Origin of the sequence: Spiroplasma endosymbiont of Apeira syringaria (assembly GCF_964020205.1) — a bacterium.
GTDB classification, from domain to species: Bacteria; Bacillota_I; Bacilli_A; order Mycoplasmatales; family VBWQ01; genus Spiroplasma_E; species Spiroplasma_E ixodetis_A.
Window position 1 is genome coordinate 671,129 of the sequence record NZ_OZ026543.1, and the last position, 15,476, is coordinate 686,604.

General features: G+C 25.5%; 20 protein-coding genes. 14 read left to right on the forward strand and 6 right to left on the reverse strand.

Translation table 4 applies throughout. The features are described 5' to 3' along the window. Window positions 1–44 precede the first annotated feature (44 nt). Window positions 45–197, reverse strand: a complete 153-nt coding sequence (locus tag AACL02_RS04155; protein ID WP_339042910.1) for a hypothetical protein — start codon at window positions 195–197, stop codon at window positions 45–47. Here AACL02_RS04155 and AACL02_RS04160 point away from each other — a divergent pair. The 3 genes from AACL02_RS04160 to AACL02_RS04170 all read left to right on the forward strand — a co-directional run bounded on the left by AACL02_RS04160 (window position 143) and on the right by AACL02_RS04170 (window position 2,464). Further along, on the forward strand, window positions 143–1,483 hold the full coding sequence (locus tag AACL02_RS04160) for an IS1595 family transposase (RefSeq protein WP_339042912.1): 1,341 nt from the start codon (window positions 143–145) through the stop codon (window positions 1,481–1,483). The two genes, AACL02_RS04155 and AACL02_RS04160, sit on opposite strands and share 55 nt — an antisense overlap. An 86-nt stretch (window positions 1,484–1,569) precedes the next feature. Continuing rightward, window positions 1,570–1,911, forward strand: a complete 342-nt coding sequence (locus AACL02_RS04165; protein ID WP_339043571.1) for a transposase — start codon at window positions 1,570–1,572, stop codon at window positions 1,909–1,911. 316 nt (window positions 1,912–2,227) lie between these two features. After that, on the forward strand, window positions 2,228–2,464 hold the full coding sequence (locus AACL02_RS04170; protein WP_281748081.1) for a hypothetical protein: 237 nt from the start codon (window positions 2,228–2,230) through the stop codon (window positions 2,462–2,464). 61 nt (window positions 2,465–2,525) lie between these two features. Here AACL02_RS04170 and AACL02_RS04175 read toward each other — a convergent pair whose 3' ends face one another. Beyond that, entirely contained in the window at window positions 2,526–3,218 is a 693-nt protein-coding gene (locus AACL02_RS04175) for a superoxide dismutase (protein WP_338960088.1), read from the reverse strand. Window positions 3,219–3,403: 185 nt separating this feature from the next. Here AACL02_RS04175 and AACL02_RS04180 point away from each other — a divergent pair, with 185 nt between their 5' ends. Both AACL02_RS04180 and AACL02_RS04185 read left to right on the forward strand, forming a co-directional pair. Next, on the forward strand, window positions 3,404–4,480 hold the full coding sequence (locus AACL02_RS04180; protein ID WP_338960085.1) for a type II CAAX endopeptidase family protein: 1,077 nt from the start codon (window positions 3,404–3,406) through the stop codon (window positions 4,478–4,480). Window positions 4,481–4,491: 11 nt separating this feature from the next. After that, complete coding sequence (locus AACL02_RS04185) at window positions 4,492–4,884, forward strand: hypothetical protein (RefSeq protein WP_339042915.1); 393 nt, start codon at window positions 4,492–4,494, stop codon at window positions 4,882–4,884. A 40-nt stretch (window positions 4,885–4,924) separates the two neighbouring features. Here AACL02_RS04185 and AACL02_RS04190 read toward each other — a convergent pair whose 3' ends face one another. Then, window positions 4,925–5,746 carry an IS1595 family transposase gene (locus AACL02_RS04190; RefSeq protein WP_339042917.1) on the reverse strand — a complete coding sequence of 274 codons (822 nt, stop codon included), beginning with the start codon at window positions 5,744–5,746 and terminating at the stop codon, window positions 4,925–4,927. Between AACL02_RS04190 and AACL02_RS04195 the strand changes: the two genes are divergently transcribed. The 4 genes from AACL02_RS04195 to AACL02_RS04210 all read left to right on the forward strand — a co-directional run bounded on the left by AACL02_RS04195 (window position 5,692) and on the right by AACL02_RS04210 (window position 9,195). Beyond that, window positions 5,692–5,856 (forward strand): hypothetical protein, encoded by a 165-nt coding sequence (locus AACL02_RS04195; protein WP_339042919.1) that lies wholly within the window; start codon window positions 5,692–5,694, stop codon window positions 5,854–5,856. The two genes, AACL02_RS04190 and AACL02_RS04195, sit on opposite strands and share 55 nt — an antisense overlap. Further along, on the forward strand, window positions 5,835–6,368 hold the full coding sequence (locus tag AACL02_RS04200; RefSeq protein WP_339043573.1) for an RNA pseudouridine synthase: 534 nt from the start codon (window positions 5,835–5,837) through the stop codon (window positions 6,366–6,368). Before AACL02_RS04195 ends, AACL02_RS04200 begins: the two co-directional genes overlap by 22 nt. Before the next feature lie 154 nt (window positions 6,369–6,522). Continuing rightward, the gene (locus tag AACL02_RS04205) at window positions 6,523–8,436 is read left to right on the forward strand and encodes a hypothetical protein (RefSeq protein ID WP_339042921.1); all 1,914 of its coding nucleotides are present in this window, start codon (window positions 6,523–6,525) and stop codon (window positions 8,434–8,436) included. 117 nt (window positions 8,437–8,553) lie between these two features. Continuing rightward, window positions 8,554–9,195, forward strand: a complete 642-nt coding sequence (locus tag AACL02_RS04210) for an Abi family protein (protein WP_339043575.1) — start codon at window positions 8,554–8,556, stop codon at window positions 9,193–9,195. 322 nt (window positions 9,196–9,517) lie between these two features. On the opposite strand, the gene AACL02_RS04215 is transcribed toward AACL02_RS04210, so the two are convergent. After that, window positions 9,518–9,925, reverse strand: a complete 408-nt coding sequence (locus tag AACL02_RS04215; protein ID WP_339042923.1) for a hypothetical protein — start codon at window positions 9,923–9,925, stop codon at window positions 9,518–9,520. Here AACL02_RS04215 and AACL02_RS04220 point away from each other — a divergent pair. Both AACL02_RS04220 and AACL02_RS04225 read left to right on the forward strand, forming a co-directional pair. Further along, entirely contained in the window at window positions 9,871–10,692 is an 822-nt protein-coding gene (locus AACL02_RS04220; RefSeq protein ID WP_339042924.1) for an IS1595 family transposase, read from the forward strand. The genes AACL02_RS04215 and AACL02_RS04220 overlap by 55 nt on opposite strands. 571 nt (window positions 10,693–11,263) lie before the next feature. After that, window positions 11,264–11,812, forward strand: coding sequence for a rolling circle replication-associated protein (locus AACL02_RS04225; protein WP_339042926.1), 549 nt, complete (start codon window positions 11,264–11,266; stop codon window positions 11,810–11,812). Window positions 11,813–11,852: 40 nt separating this feature from the next. Here AACL02_RS04225 and AACL02_RS04230 read toward each other — a convergent pair whose 3' ends face one another. Next, a complete protein-coding gene (locus AACL02_RS04230; RefSeq protein ID WP_339042928.1) occupies window positions 11,853–12,608 on the reverse strand; it encodes an IS1595 family transposase in 756 nt (251 codons plus the stop codon). 235 nt (window positions 12,609–12,843) lie between these two features. Between AACL02_RS04230 and AACL02_RS04235 the strand changes: the two genes are divergently transcribed. Then, window positions 12,844–13,095 (forward strand): hypothetical protein, encoded by a 252-nt coding sequence (locus AACL02_RS04235; RefSeq protein WP_339042930.1) that lies wholly within the window; start codon window positions 12,844–12,846, stop codon window positions 13,093–13,095. A gap of 53 nt (window positions 13,096–13,148) precedes the next feature. Here the strand turns inward: AACL02_RS04235 and AACL02_RS04240 are convergent, their stop codons facing one another. Next, on the reverse strand, window positions 13,149–13,685 hold the full coding sequence (locus AACL02_RS04240; protein ID WP_339042932.1) for an IS1595 family transposase: 537 nt from the start codon (window positions 13,683–13,685) through the stop codon (window positions 13,149–13,151). Between the two features lie 303 nt (window positions 13,686–13,988). Between AACL02_RS04240 and AACL02_RS04245 the strand changes: the two genes are divergently transcribed. Beyond that, window positions 13,989–14,138 (forward strand): hypothetical protein, encoded by a 150-nt coding sequence (locus AACL02_RS04245; protein ID WP_339042934.1) that lies wholly within the window; start codon window positions 13,989–13,991, stop codon window positions 14,136–14,138. 57 nt (window positions 14,139–14,195) lie between these two features. Next, complete coding sequence (locus tag AACL02_RS04250; protein WP_339043577.1) at window positions 14,196–15,434, forward strand: IS256 family transposase; 1,239 nt, start codon at window positions 14,196–14,198, stop codon at window positions 15,432–15,434. The last annotated feature ends 42 nt before the right edge of the window (window positions 15,435–15,476 follow it).

Sequence of the window (15,476 nt, forward strand, 5' to 3'; positions counted from 1 at the left end):
CTAATTGGTTTGTTAATAAGACATAATTAATTATAAATGAATTATTACTTTAATTGTAATATTGTTTTATAAAAGTATAATTTAGTAATGTAAATAAAATAAATAAACGGACTTCTCCCCACATGTACTTGTGGAGGGAATAATGAAAATGAATGAATTCAACAATGCTTTTCAAACTGAACAGCAATGTCTTGCATATATAGCAAATTTGAAAGAAAACAAATGTATTAGGTGTTTTAGTTTTAATTTGAATACTTCTGATTTAAAAAGAATGAGATGTTTAAAATGTAATCAAACATTTAGCATTCTCACAGGCACCATATTTTCAAGGTCACAAACATCTTTAACATCTTGGTTTTATCTTATCTTTAGATGAATAAACACCAAACATGGAATTCCATCAACAGATATTGCAAAAGAATTGGGAGTGACTTTGAAAAATGCTTGAAGAATGACTCATAAAATCAGAACACGTATTGCAAAACAAAAAACTCAATTTATTGTTGAAGGTACAGTGCAAATTGATGAAATGTATCTTTCACATATGGGTTTTAAAAAACAAGGAAGATCCTTGGTGAATAAAACCTTGATTGTTGGCATTTATCAAAAAACAACCAATAATTTAACGGACTTCTCCCCACATGTACTTGTGGAGGGAATAATGAAACTGAATGAATTCAAAAATGCTTTTCAAACTGAACAGCAATGTCTTGCATATATAGCAAATTTGAAAGAAAACAAATGTATTAGGTGTTTTAGTTTTAATTTGAATACTTCTGATTTAAAAAGAATGAGATGTTTAAAATGTAATCAAACATTTAGCATTCTCACAGGCACCATATTTTCAAGGTCACAAACATCTTTAACATCTTGGTTTTATCTTATCTTTAGATGAATAAACACCAAACATGGAATTCCATCAACAGATATTGCAAAAGAATTGGGAGTGACTTTGAAAACTGCTTGAAGAATGACTCATAAAATCAGAACACGTATTGCAAAACAAAAACCTCAATTTATTGTTGAAGGTACAGTGCAAATTGATGAAATGTATCTTTCACATATGGGTTTTAAAAAACAAGGAAGATCCTTGGTTAATAAAACCTTGATTGTTGGCATTTATCAAAAAACAACCAATAATTTAATTGTGAAAGTATTGAAAAACGCAAAGAGTAAAAATCTTTTGCAGTTTGCAAAAAACCACATTTCTTCAAAATGTCTTGTATATACTGATTCTTGAAAAGGATATTGCGATTTTAAATCAGTTTTCACTAAGCATGAAACAGTTAACCATCAAGATGGCTATGTTTCAAAAATTGGTGTAAATACCAACCAAATTGAATCAGTTTGAAAACATATAAGAAGAACATTTAAAACACATATCAAAGTTGCAAAACATCATGTTCATTTATATGCTAAAGAAGCTGCATATAAATTCAACAAGATACCTAGTTTTGAAACTGTAATTCTATGTTTGATTTAAAAATGTGGGGAGAAGTCCGTAGATAGGCTTTTCTCAGCATTTATGTGATAAAATTAAAATAGTACATAAAGGGAGAAAAGCCTAATTTAATTGTGAAAGTATTGAAAAACGCAAAGAGTAAAAATCTTTTGCAGTTTGCAAAAAACCACATTTCTTCAAAATGTCTTGTATATACTGATTCTTGAAAAGGATATTGCGATTTTAAATCAGTTTTCACTAAGCATGAAACAGTTAACCATCAAGATGGCTATGTTTCAAAAATTGGTGTAAATACCAACCAAATTGAATCAGTTTGAAAACATATAAGAAGAACATTTAAAACACATATCAAAGTTGCAAAACATCATGTTCATTTATATGCTAAAGAAGCTGCATATAAATTCAACAAGATACCTAGTTTTGAAACTGTAATTCTATGTTTGATTTAAAAATGTGGGGAGAAGTCAGTAGATAGGCTTTTCTCAGCATTTATGTGATAAAATTAAAATAGTACATAAAGGGAGAAAAGCATAAATAAATAATAATATACATTTTTTTTAAAAAAATGATTATAATAAAATTAGTATTAAAAAATAATGGCTAATTAAGTATTTGGTTTTTTAAACTCCTATTAAGTTTATTTGACTTAAAGGTTTTTTTGTATATAACTAGACACATTTTTTAATATTAACCTTTGATAAGTTTTAAGTATAGTATTAAAACTAAAAATAATTACTTTAATTTTATATGAGTTAGGAGTAAGTTATGAAAGATACATATGCATCTGTTCGTTTAGCACAAAAGCCAGAAAATGCTTTTGCTTGTCATCGTTGTGGTAGGGTTATTTTAATTGCCGAATTTTTAGAAGCAAAAAATATTCAATTGAATTGTAATCGATGTGGTTTTAAAAAACATGTTGAAAAAATCAAAATAGAAAAAAAATCAGAAATTAAAAAAACTAGAATTGCTGCTATTTCTTCCAAAAATTCTTCTAAAAAATAACTTAGCTTAGATTAATATTAATAATATTATAAAAAAAGAACTCAGTTGAGTTCTTTTTTACTTATTTTTTATTTTTTTCATTTAAATACTCTTGATAATTATTATTTACTTGTTCTCAATTGATAACTTTTAATAATGCTTGTAAGTATTTCTCTTGTTCATTTTTATATTGTAGATAATGTGCATGTTCTCATACATCAATAGCGATCAATGGGTACATGTTCAAGAATCATGGATTGTCTTGATTAAAAGTTTTGTATAGTCTTAATGTACCATTATTATCAATTACTAATCATGCTCAACCACTTCCAAAAATATCCATGGCAGTTTTTGTTAAAGCAGCTTCAAATTTTTCATAAGATTCAAAGCGATTAATGATTGCTTTACCAATAGCTGATTTTTCATTAAAACCTTTATTTTTCCCCAATAGTGAAAAGAAAAGATTATGATTAATTACTCCCCCACCAAATTGTCGAATGCTACTTTGTAATTTTTTTACATTACAAGTTTCTTTATCCTCACATATATCTTCTAATTTACAATAATTACTTAATAAACGATTTAGTTCCCCTTTAGTTTCAAGATTATAATCAGAAAAAACTTTCGGATGTTTATCCATCACTAATTTTAAAGAAGTTAAATATTTCTTATGAAGTTCTTCATAATGATGTTTAATTGTTTCTTGTGAAATGTAAGGTTCTAAAGCATCATAATTATATGGTAAATCGATAATATTAATCTTGTATTTAGGCATTCTTTTCTATCCTCCTTTTCTTTTTAAACTCTTCACATATAAATATTGCATTGCATTATAATAAATTAATGTAAAATTACAAGTTTATTATATTACAAGATTTCTCACTATATGTTATACTAAAAATTAATATTAAATACTAATTTTACTAACAAAGGGTGAAAGTTTTCGTGCAGTACTTATACATGTTTAATAAAAAATCTAATCAAATTAATGTTTCTCACAACAATGATATCATACGTAGAATTAATGTAAACCAAACTGATAACATTAATAGTAATAATTTAGAAAAAAATGAACAAAAACAATCATTTATTGATAAATTTACTTCAAAATCACTTAGTTGTGATGACACCAATAACTTTAATTTCAAAACAGCCAGTTGAACTCTAACAATAATTTATCTTATATCTTTTATTATAATTCCAATTCTTTATAGTTTAATCAAAACTTATGCTGTAAAAGATACTAGTCAAAGTTCATTTCTTAGTCTTTTTATTTTTAGTTTATTGCCAATTTTTGGCTTAGTTGTTTCACTTGGTATTGATTGAGAAGCTATGATTAAAAAAGGCGGGTGGGCTGCTTATAGTCATAGTGTATTTGGTTTTATTAGTGTAGTATTTGTTCTTTTATTTTTTATTGCAACAAAAGTTATTAGTGGTAAAGATGATGATGTAACTTCGCTTGCTACTACATTTTTAATTCAACAGTTATTTCAATTGTTAGGATCAATTTTAGTATTAGTATTTTGTAGATCATTACGTGAGAGAATTATTACTACTTTAAAAGAAGCAAAATTAGATTTAATAACTTGAGTTACCATTTTTGCTGTTATTGGTACTATTTTAAATATTATTTTCAACATAATTCCTAAATTTAGTGAATTTAATATGTTAACAAGTAATAATACTTCAAAAAATCAAGATGTTTTAAACTTATTAATGAATAGTCCGTATGGCATTTTTGTTTTAGTTCTTAGTACTATTTTTATTGCTCCAATTAATGAAGAAATATCATATCGTCATGGTACTTTTACCATTGTTCGTTATCGTTGATTAGCATATGCAGCTTCATTAATTTATTTCCCATCAATGCATGTTATGGATAGTGGTGATTGAAATAATATTATTGGTTATTTAGGATTTAGTATTATATTACCCTTATTATTTATAATGACACGGGGTAATACTACATATACTATTGGTTTACATGCTTTTTCTAATCTAATTGCAACTATTTCTGGTTTTATTAATAAAAATTAAAAGGAGAAATTATGACTAACTTAACAATTACTGCCAATGATGCTGATCAAACTTTAATTAATTATTTAAAAAAAGTATTTAAAACACTACCACTGTCAAAAATTTATCGTTTATTTAGAACAAAAAAAATCAGAGTTAATAATAAAACTACTACTTATTTTAAATATCGCTTACAAGAAAATGATTTAGTAGTCATTTATGAAAGTAATTTAGTTGTTAAATATAAACCAGAAAAAATTACTAAAGAAGCACCAATTGAATTGTTTTATGAAGATGATAATTTTTTAATTGTTAATAAAGATCATAATATTGTTGTCCACCAACCATATGGTTCTTGCTTAGATAACATGGTAAAATATTATGGCTTTTCTCCCTTTATGTACTATTTTAATTTTATCACATAAATGCTGAGAAAAGCCTATCTACGGACTTCTCCCCACATTTTTAAATCAAACATAGAATTACAGTTTCAAAACTAGGTATCTTGTTGAATTTATATGCAGCTTCTTTATCATATAAATGAACATGATGTTTTGCAACTTTGATATGTGTTTTAAATGTTCTTCTTATATGTTTTCAAACTGATTCAATTTGGTTGGTATTTACACCAATTTTTGAAACATAGCCATCTTGATGGTTAACTGTTTCATGCTTAGTGAAAACTGATTTAAAATCGCAATATCCTTTTCAAGAATCAGTATATACAAGACATTTTGAAGAAATGTGGTTTTTTGCAAACTGCAAAAGATTTTTACTCTTTGCGTTTTTCAATACTTTCACAATTAAATTATTGGTTGTTTTTTGATAAATGCCAACAATCAAGGTTTTATTCACCAAGGATCTTCCTTGTTTTTTAAAACCCATATGTGAAAGATACATTTCATCAATTTGCACTGTACCTTCAACAATAAATTGAGGTTTTTGTTTTGCAATACGTGTTCTGATTTTATGAGTCATTCTTCAAGCAGTTTTCAAAGTCACTCCCAATTCTTTTGCAATATCTGTTGATGGAATTCCATGTTTGGTGTTTATTCATCTAAAGATAAGATAAAACCAAGATGTTAAAGATGTTTGTGACCTTGAAAATATGGTGCCTGTGAGAATGCTAAATGTTTGATTACATTTTAAACATCTCATTCTTTTTAAATCAGAAGTATTCAAATTAAAACTAAAACACCTAATACATTTGTTTTCTTTCAAATTTGCTATATATGCAAGACATTGCTGTTCAATTTGAAAAGCATTGTTGAATTCATTCAGTTTCATTATTCCCTCCACAAGTACATGTGGGGAGAAGTCCGAATATTATTTACAACAAAAATACCCGAAGAAGAAACGTGAGCAAACATTTAATATTAGTCATCAGTATCGTTTAGATAAACTAACTAAGGGTTTAATTATTTATCCAAAAAATAAAATCACACAAAACGCACTTCATAATGCTACTAAAAATGGTCAAATTATTAAAAAATATTTGGCTATTTGTTCTGGCCAATTAACTAAAAATTTAAATATTTCTGGTTATATTACTCATGATGAGTTAACAATGAAAATGAAATTTTCAATTGAACCAAGTGAACAAAGTAAAAGTTGTAGCACCATCTTTACACCAATATTTAATACTAAAGACTTTACTTTAGTTGAGTGTCAATTAGTTACTGGTAGAAAACATCAAATTCGTAGTACTTTACAATTTTTAAATTTGCCAATTGTTGGTGACACTAAGTATGGGTCAACAATAGTTACCCCTAATAAAATTGCATTATTTGCTTATTATTTGTCATTTAATGATTTAGAAGAACCATTTACTTATTTGAATGATCAAAATTTTATAATAAAAGATTTAAAAACAGATTTAATTAAACAGATTAAAAAAGAAAAATGATAAAATTAATCTATACTAATATATAGATTACATTTTTATTTTTTTGCTATTTTTTATTTTTAATAGTGATTAATAATATTGAACTTTTAATTTTGGGTTGTTAACATATTTAAATAAAAAACAAAATTAGTTTTATTTATATAGATTGGGTGAAGTAATGACAACTAAAAAAGGTATTTTTAATACAATTGTTGGTGTTATCATGACAATTGTTATCTCTATTTTACAGTTAACTTTTCTTTATGTTACTGGTTTAGCATACGGTGAAAAAATTAATGGTTTAATTCGTGTTATTATTTCTTTTTTGACTTACCTTAGTTTGACAGAAGGAGGACTTGGTTTAATTACCATTTTTTCTTTATATCGTCCGTTACAAAATGATGATTATGAAACCGTCAACGATATTATTAATACGACAAGAAAAAATTATCATCATTCAGGAAGAATATATTTAATTATTCTTGTCAGTGCTGGTTTTATTTTAGGATTAGCTAGTGTTCATTTACCAGAAATTGGTTTAGATATGGAAATTCCTTTTTGACAAGTAGCACTTATTATTATTTCTTTAGGATCACGTGAATTAATCTTTTTTTATTTTAGTGGTGCTTATCAAAATTTAATTCAAGCTGATCAAAAAGGTTATTTAAATCGTTTAATTTTTATTTTTTCAGAGATTATTATGTATATTTTACTAATGACGTTATTAGTTATTAGAAAGTCTGATGGTAAACCGATAGATATGTATATTCCTTTTTTTGCTTATTTTGTTTGTGGTGTATTAAAAGCATTTGTTACTTTTATCGTTATTAAAATTGAATATCCATGATTACAACATAAAAAATGAACACAACAAAAAAGGATGCTAAAACAATCGTGATGAGTAGCCCTGAATCGTTTACCTGACATGATTATTTCTAACATTGATATTATTTTAATTACTTTATTTTTATCACTGACAACAACATCAATTTACACTATTTATATTATTATTGCTACAACGATGCGCTCAATTGCTTTAATTTTAATTAGTTCTTTTCGCGAAGTTTTTGGATATTGAATTGCCAAAAGTGGACGAATTAGATGAACTGTCTATACTAAATTTGAGTTATATGCTTATATGATTGCTGGTTTTTTATTTATTAATCAATTTATTATTACTCAATATTTAGTGTCTGCTTTAAGTATTACAAATATTAATAATTCTGATGGTAATTTTGATTCTTCAAAAAATCTTTTTATTAATTTATTTTTGTCACAACCATGATTTATTTTACTTTTATCTTTAAAAAATACAATTCAAGTGGCAACCGAACCAGGAAAAGTTATTGTAAATGCTACTGTAAAACACAAAGAAACAATTTGAGGTTCATATATTCAATCAATAATCAATCTTGTTTTAGGTGTTATTTTGGGTTGAATACTATCAAATTTAGGTTGAAAACATCAAAGTTATCAATATTTATCATTAAGTTTATATATGATTCTTTTATCAAGTTGTATTGGTTGAGTTTATCGTTTAATTTCAATCTGAGTTTATGTTTGAAAACATTTGACGTATAATAGTGATTTACGTTTTATTATTCAAAATACTTTAGTGTTAATTATTCCAATTTTAGCAGTAACATTATTTGGATGTCTTTATTTCTTTGATAAATATCCACCAACATATAATTTCACAGATTATAGTTTTGTATTACGAGTTATCGGTTATTCATTATTGTATTCATCAATTTTAATTTTTGGTTTAGCCATGACTATTAATTTTCGTCAGTTTTTATCAATTTTTAATTTTAAGAAATTTTTTACTAATTTATTTTCACGTAAACGTAAGCAAAAAGCATTTATGAATCAAGAAGTACAAGAATTTTTTAAAGATAGTAATAAACCTAAAAATAACTTTACTAATAAAACATTTGATTGAACTGCTACTTATCAAAGTACCAATATGAACGTTGATGACTTTATTGAACAAGAGTTGTTACGAAGAAAAAAAGAAGTAGATATTAAAAGTGAAACAAAAGAATCTGAAAATTCTTCTATTCGCGTTGGTATTTATAAAATTAGAGGTTAGTTTATTTAAGGAGTGAATTACATGTTATTAAATGAAGAATGATTTGTAGAAAATATTGTTGAAGAAAAATATTTAGAATTATTAAAGCGTAATTATCCTTAACATCAACTTAAAGATTTATTTTTATTGAACATTGATTTACGTTTATTGTATTTAAAACATATTTTAATGATTGAAAATTCTTTAAAAAATGCTTTATTACATCAACTTTTTAATGATAATGTTCAAAATTTAGATAATGCTACTTTTCTTAATCCAGAACACCTAGCTCAAATGAAAACAGCTTTACGTTTGATTCGTGCTGGTTATAATAAATATAATAGAAGTGGTGTTTTAAAATCACGAACAATACGCAGTTTAATAGAAGTTATGTCATTTGAATGAACAATGAAATTATTACAAACTTTAAATGATAAAAGTATCGCTAAGATTGCTCATTATTTTGGTATCAAAGAATTTAATGATAGTAAAATTTTATTAGAACAGTTAGAATATATTAAAGATGTTCGTAATTATTTATCACATAATTTTAAAGTATTAGCAATTCAATTTAAGTATAAAGAACGGTTCGCTTATTATGAACAAACTTTAAATGCTAATAATGATCATCATTATTTTCACTTATTAATTACTCGTTTTTCTAGTAAAAACCAATTACTAGCGCCATTTAATGTTGATTATGAAAATTTATTTAATAGTTATGATGTTAAAATTCATGATTGTGTTAAGGAATATACTCAAAGTATAATCCATACTTAATATAGAAAAATTATTAAATTTTAGTAGATTTAATTTAATAAGTATATTATAATGATATCAATTAATTACTAGTGTAAAATAAACCATTGTCGTTTTTAAACGACAATGGTTTATTTTATTTAGAGTTAATGAAAATTAAAGAAAGTAGGAAAAAAATGAAGTCAGAGTATAATGAAAAAAAAGATTTAAATATTACAGAATTAAAACGACTTGATTTATTAAAAGAGTTATTTCCCGAAGAAATTATTAGTAAAAAAAATCTTTTTCAGATAATGAATAATTTTTATAAAAACTTAGAAGTAAAATATAAAGGTATATCTAATTATTTTGCTCCAAATATTGAAAAAACCGAAAATAGTATATTACTTAATACAATTTTTAATTTAAACAAAATGAAAATCACAGATAATATACAAAAGGGTTTTTTAAATTGTTTATTATTGAAAGGTAATGCTGAACAATTATATGCAAGTTTGTTAAAAATATCAGAAGTACAAAAGGCGCTTGATCAATTTATTGAAAGAAATAGTGAATCAGTTACAAGAAGTTTTTCTGCAACAGTAGTATTAGATATCAATAAAGAAGATACAGTATCTACTTTCGTTATTGAAAAAAATAATATTTCTTTATAATTAATTATCGGACTTCTCCCCACATGTACTTGTGGAGGGAATAATGAAACTGAATGAATTCAAAAATGCTTTTCAAAATGAACAGCAATGTCTTGCATATATAGCAAATTTGAAAGAAAACAAATGTATTAGGTGTTTTAGTTTTAATTTGAATACTTCTGATTTAAAAAGAATGAGATGTTTAAAATGTAATCAAACATTTAGCATTCTCACAGGCACCATATTTTCAAGGTCACAAACATCTTTAACATCTTGGTTTTATCTTATCTTTAGATGAATAAACACCAAACATGGAATTCCATCAACAGATATTGCAAAAGAATTGGGAGTGACTTTGAAAACTGCTTGAAGAATGACTCATAAAATCAGAACACGTATTGCAAAACAAAAACCTCAATTTATTGTTGAAGGTACAGTGCAAATTGATGAAATGTATCTTTCACATATGGGTTTTAAAAAACAAGGAAGATCCTTGGTGAATAAAACCTTGATTGTTGGCATTTATCAAAAAACAACCAATAATTTAATTGTGAAAGTATTGAAAAACGCAAAGAGTAAAAATCTTTTGCAGTTTGCAAAAAACCACATTTCTTCAAAATGTCTTGTATATACTGATTCTTGAAAAGGATATTGCGATTTTAAATCAGTTTTCACTAAGCATGAAACAGTTAACCATCAAGATGGCTATGTTTCAAAAATTGGTGTAAATACCAACCAAATTGAATCAGTTTGAAAACATATAAGAAGAACATTTAAAACACATATCAAAGTTGCAAAACATCATGTTCATTTATATGCTAAAGAAGCTGCATATAAATTCAACAAGATACCTAGTTTTGAAACTGTAATTCTATGTTTGATTTAAAAATGTGGGGAGAAGTCCGTAGATAGGCTTTTCTCAGCATTTATGTGATAAAATTAAAATAGTACATAAAGGGAGAAAAGCCTTAATTATATTTATAAACTTAAAATATTAGAAAATAATAAAAAACATTAAAGAAAATGGCTTAAATATTTAAGTATTTTATTAAAAAAAGAATTATAAAAATTACTATTATCCTATTTAAAATTTATTTAAATAGGATATTTTAAGTTATTAAAATAATTAGAAATACTTAATTATTTATTTGATAGTATGTTGTAAATAATTAATAATTTTGTTTTTTTTATATAAAATATAATATTAAATTAATAAAAAGAATAGACTTATTAAAATATAATTTGATATTGATAGTTGAACATAAAAAATAAAAACGTTATACTATCTCTGGAGTTAAATGGTAAAAGAATTAGTGTTAAATATATTTAAATATATTATTAAATTATTAAGTATCGTTTTTGTTTATGTTTGCTTTTATAATTTTTTATGTTAAGATTTGTTTGTTATTAAAATATATAGAATTAGTTTTTAAAACTAGAATTACGGAGTTTTATATATGGATATTCAGCAAGATTTTTATGTTAAAAAGATTTTTTATGCTTGTTATGTTAAAAATGTAGTTTTACCTATTTCATTTTTAAATAATATTGGAAATAAAAAAGGTAAATGTTATGTTGGTAATAAACAAAAGTTAAGAAATAATACTGTTCGTACTAAAACTAATTTAATTCAAAAAGCATTACATAATTTTTATGATAGTAAAATGTTGAGTTTTGTTACTTTAACTTATAAAGATAATATACAAGATATTAAAAAAGCAAAAAAAGATATTCGTTTATTTTTTCTTAAATTAAAAAAATGATGAAATGACCCTAAACGTTTTGAACATTTAGGAGAATTAAAATATTTTTATGTTTATGAATATCAATATCGTGGTGCTATTCATTTTCATATAATTTTTAATAGAAAGATACATAAAAGCATGTTAGCAGAATGATGAACTTACGGTTTTAATGATTTAAAAGTAGTTAAAAAAGGTACAAATGAATTTGTTATTAAATATGGCTTTTCTCCCTTTATGTACTATTTTAATTTTATCACATAAATGCTGAGAAAAGCCTATCTACGGACTTCTCCCCACATTTTTAAATCAAACATAGAATTACAGTTTCAAAACTAGGTATCTTGTTGAATTTATATGCAGCTTCTTTAGCATATAAATGAACATGATGTTTTGCAACTTTGATATGTGTTTTAAATGTTCTTCTTATATGTTTTCAAACTGATTCAATTTGGTTGGTATTTACACCAATTTTTGAAACATAGCAATCTTGATGGTTAACTGTTTCATGCTTAGTGAAAAATGATTTAAAATCGCAATATCCTTTTCAAGAATCAGTATATACAAGACATTTTGAAGAAATGTGGTTTTTTGCAAACTGCAAAAGATTTTTACTCTTTGCGTTTTTCAATACTTTCACAATTAAATTATTGGTTGTTTTTTGATAAATGCCAACAATCAAGGTTTTATTCACCAAGGATCTTCCTTGTTTTTTAAAACCCATATGTGAAAGATACATTTCATCAATTTGCACTGTACCTTCAACAATAAATTGAGGTTTTTGTTTTGCAATACGTGTTCTGATCTTATGAGTCATTCTTCAAGCAGTTTTCAAAGTCACTCCCAATTCTTTTGCAATATCTGTTGATGGAATTCCATGTTTGGTGTTTATTCATCTAAAGATAAGATAAAACCAAGATGTTAAAGATGTTTGTGACCTTGAAAATATGGTGCCTGTGAGAATGCTAAATGTTTGATTACATTTTAAACATCTCATTCTTTTTAAATCAGAAGTATTCAAATTAAAACTAAAACACCTAATACATTTGTTTTCTTTCAAATTTGCTATATATGCAAGACATTGCTGTTCAGTTTGAAAAGCATTTTTGAATTAATTCATTTTCATTATTCCCTCCACAAGTACATGTGGGGAGAAGTCCGTTAAATATTTAGGAAAATATGTTACAAAAGCAATAGATGATGTTAAATCTATAAATCAAACAGATGTAGGTGTAAAGGCTTATGCTTTTAGTCGTAATTGTAAAAATCCTATTGTGGTTCGTGGTATTAAGAAATTGACAATTGGAGATATAATTAAAGCAAGTTTTAATGCTACAAATGTATTTTATTTTAAAACTCAAAGAGATAGTAGTGGTGATACTGTTATGATTGGTGGTATTATTGAAAGTATTGTTGTAAATGATTATTTTAAAGAATATGAAGATTACGAAAGATATGTATATTTAAGTGCTTTGTCCCATAAGCATTATTTACGGACTAGTGAAATAGGTTATTTAAGGCTTTTCTCCCTTTATGTACTATTTTAATTTTATCACATAAATGCTGAGAAAAGCCTATCTACGGACTTCTCCCCACATTTTTAAATCAAACATAGAATTACAGTTTCAAAACTAGGTATCTTGTTGAATTTATATGCAGCTTCTTTAGCATATAAATGAACATGATGTTTTGCAACTTTGATATGTGTTTTAAATGTTCTTCTTATATGTTTTCAAACTGATTCAATTTGGTTGGTATTTACACCAATTTTTGAAACATAGCCGTCTTGATGGTTAACTGTTTCATGCTTAGTGAAAACTGATTTAAAATCGCAATATCCTTTTCAAGAATCAGTATATACAAGACATTTTGAAGAAATGTGGTTTTTTGCAAACTGCAAAAGATTTTTACTCTTTGCGTTTTTCAATACTTTCACAATTAAATTATTGGTTGTTTTTTGATAAATGCCAACAATCAAGGTTTTATTCACCAAGGATCTTCCTTGTTTTTTAAAACCCATATGTGAAAGATAGATTTCATCAATTTGCACTGTACCTTCAACAATAAATTGAGGTTTTTGTTTTGCAATACGTGTTCTGATCTTATGAGTCATTCTTCAAGCAGTTTTCAAAGTCACTCCCAATTCTTTTGCAATATCTGTTGATGGAATTCCATGTTTGGTGTTTATTCATCTAAAGATAAGATAAAACCAAGATGTTAAAGATGTTTGTGACCTTTAAAATATGGTGCCTGTGAGAATGCTAAATGTTTGATTACATTTTAAACATCTCATTCTTTTTAAATCAGAAGTATTCAAATTAAAATTAAAACACCTAATACATTTGTTTTCTTTCAAATTTGCTATATATGCAAGACATTGCTGTTCAGTTTGAAAAGCATTTTTGAATTAATTCATTTTCATTATTCCCTCCACAAGTACATGTGGGGAGAAGTCCGTTATTTAATTCAAAAAGATAAAGATGTTTTGACTTGGGCAGAGAAAGTTTTTGGTGATAAAGTTGAAAAAATAGATTTTAAGAAAAAAGTTTTACAGGAAATGTTTAGTAATCTGTGTAACTTACAAAAATAACTATGTTTAATTAATTCTAGTAAATATAATTAAATGACTAGAAAGAGTGAGTTACAGATGGCTAAAAAAGATAACTTTAATAATAATCATCCAATATCAAAAGCAGTAGATTTATTACTAGAAAATACTGAAGATTTAACAACAGTTTTTAAACCTGGCGGTTTATATAAAGAATTAACAAAAAGATTAGTTGAAAAAATGTTGAATTCTGAAATGCAAAATTATTTAGGATATGAAAAAAATCAACATACTACTACTGAAAATGCTCGTAATGGTACAAGTTCAAAAAAATTAATAACTCAACAAGGTAAAATTGAAATTGATGTACCAAGAGATCGCAATAGTAATTTTACTCCTGTAATAGTTCCTAAAAGGCAAAGAAGATTTGATGGTTTTGATCAACAAGTTCTTTCCTTGTATGCAAAAGGAATGACATTATCTGACATTAGAATGCAGTTGCAAGAGTTATATCATGGTGCTGATATTAGTGAAAGTGTTATTAGTCAAATTACTGATGATGTTATTGATGATGTTAAAGCATGACAAAATCGACCATTAGAAAGTATTTATCCTATTGTTTATTTTGATTGTATAGTAGTTAAAGTACGACAAGATAAACGGATTATTAACAAATCAGTTTATATAGCATTAGGAGTTGATTTAGAAGGCAAAAAAGATGTTTTAGGATTATGAATTAGTGAAAATGAAGGTTCTAAGTTTTGATTATCTAATTTCACAGAAATGAAAAATCGTGGCTTAAATGATATTCTTATTGCTTGTAGTGATAATTTAACAGGCATGTCAGAAGCAATACAATCAGTTTATCCTAAAACAGAACATCAATTATGCATTGTTCATCAAATTAGAAATAGTTTAAAATATGTTTCATACAAACATCGAAAAGGTCTAGTTGCAGATTTAAAACCAATTTATAGTGCATGTAGTGAAGAACAAGCAATGCAAGCTTTAGAATCGTTTGAAAGTAAATGAAATAAACAATATCCTCAAATTACTAAATCTTGATATAAAAATTGAGATAATTTAATTGTTTTTATTAGTTATCCAGTAGAAATCAAAAGAGTGATTTATACTACAAATGCTATTGAATCTGTTAATAGTCAATTACGAAAAATCATCAGAAATAAAAAAGTTTTTCCTAATGATATGGCAGTTTTCAAAATATTTTACTTGGCAATTGAAAATATAACAAAAAAATGAACATTGCCTATTCAAAATTGAAATACAGCAATTGCTCATTTTATGATAAAATTTGAAGACAGAATTAATCTAAATTAGTAACTTTGTAAAACAAAGATACACAGATTATTAAAAAGCCTC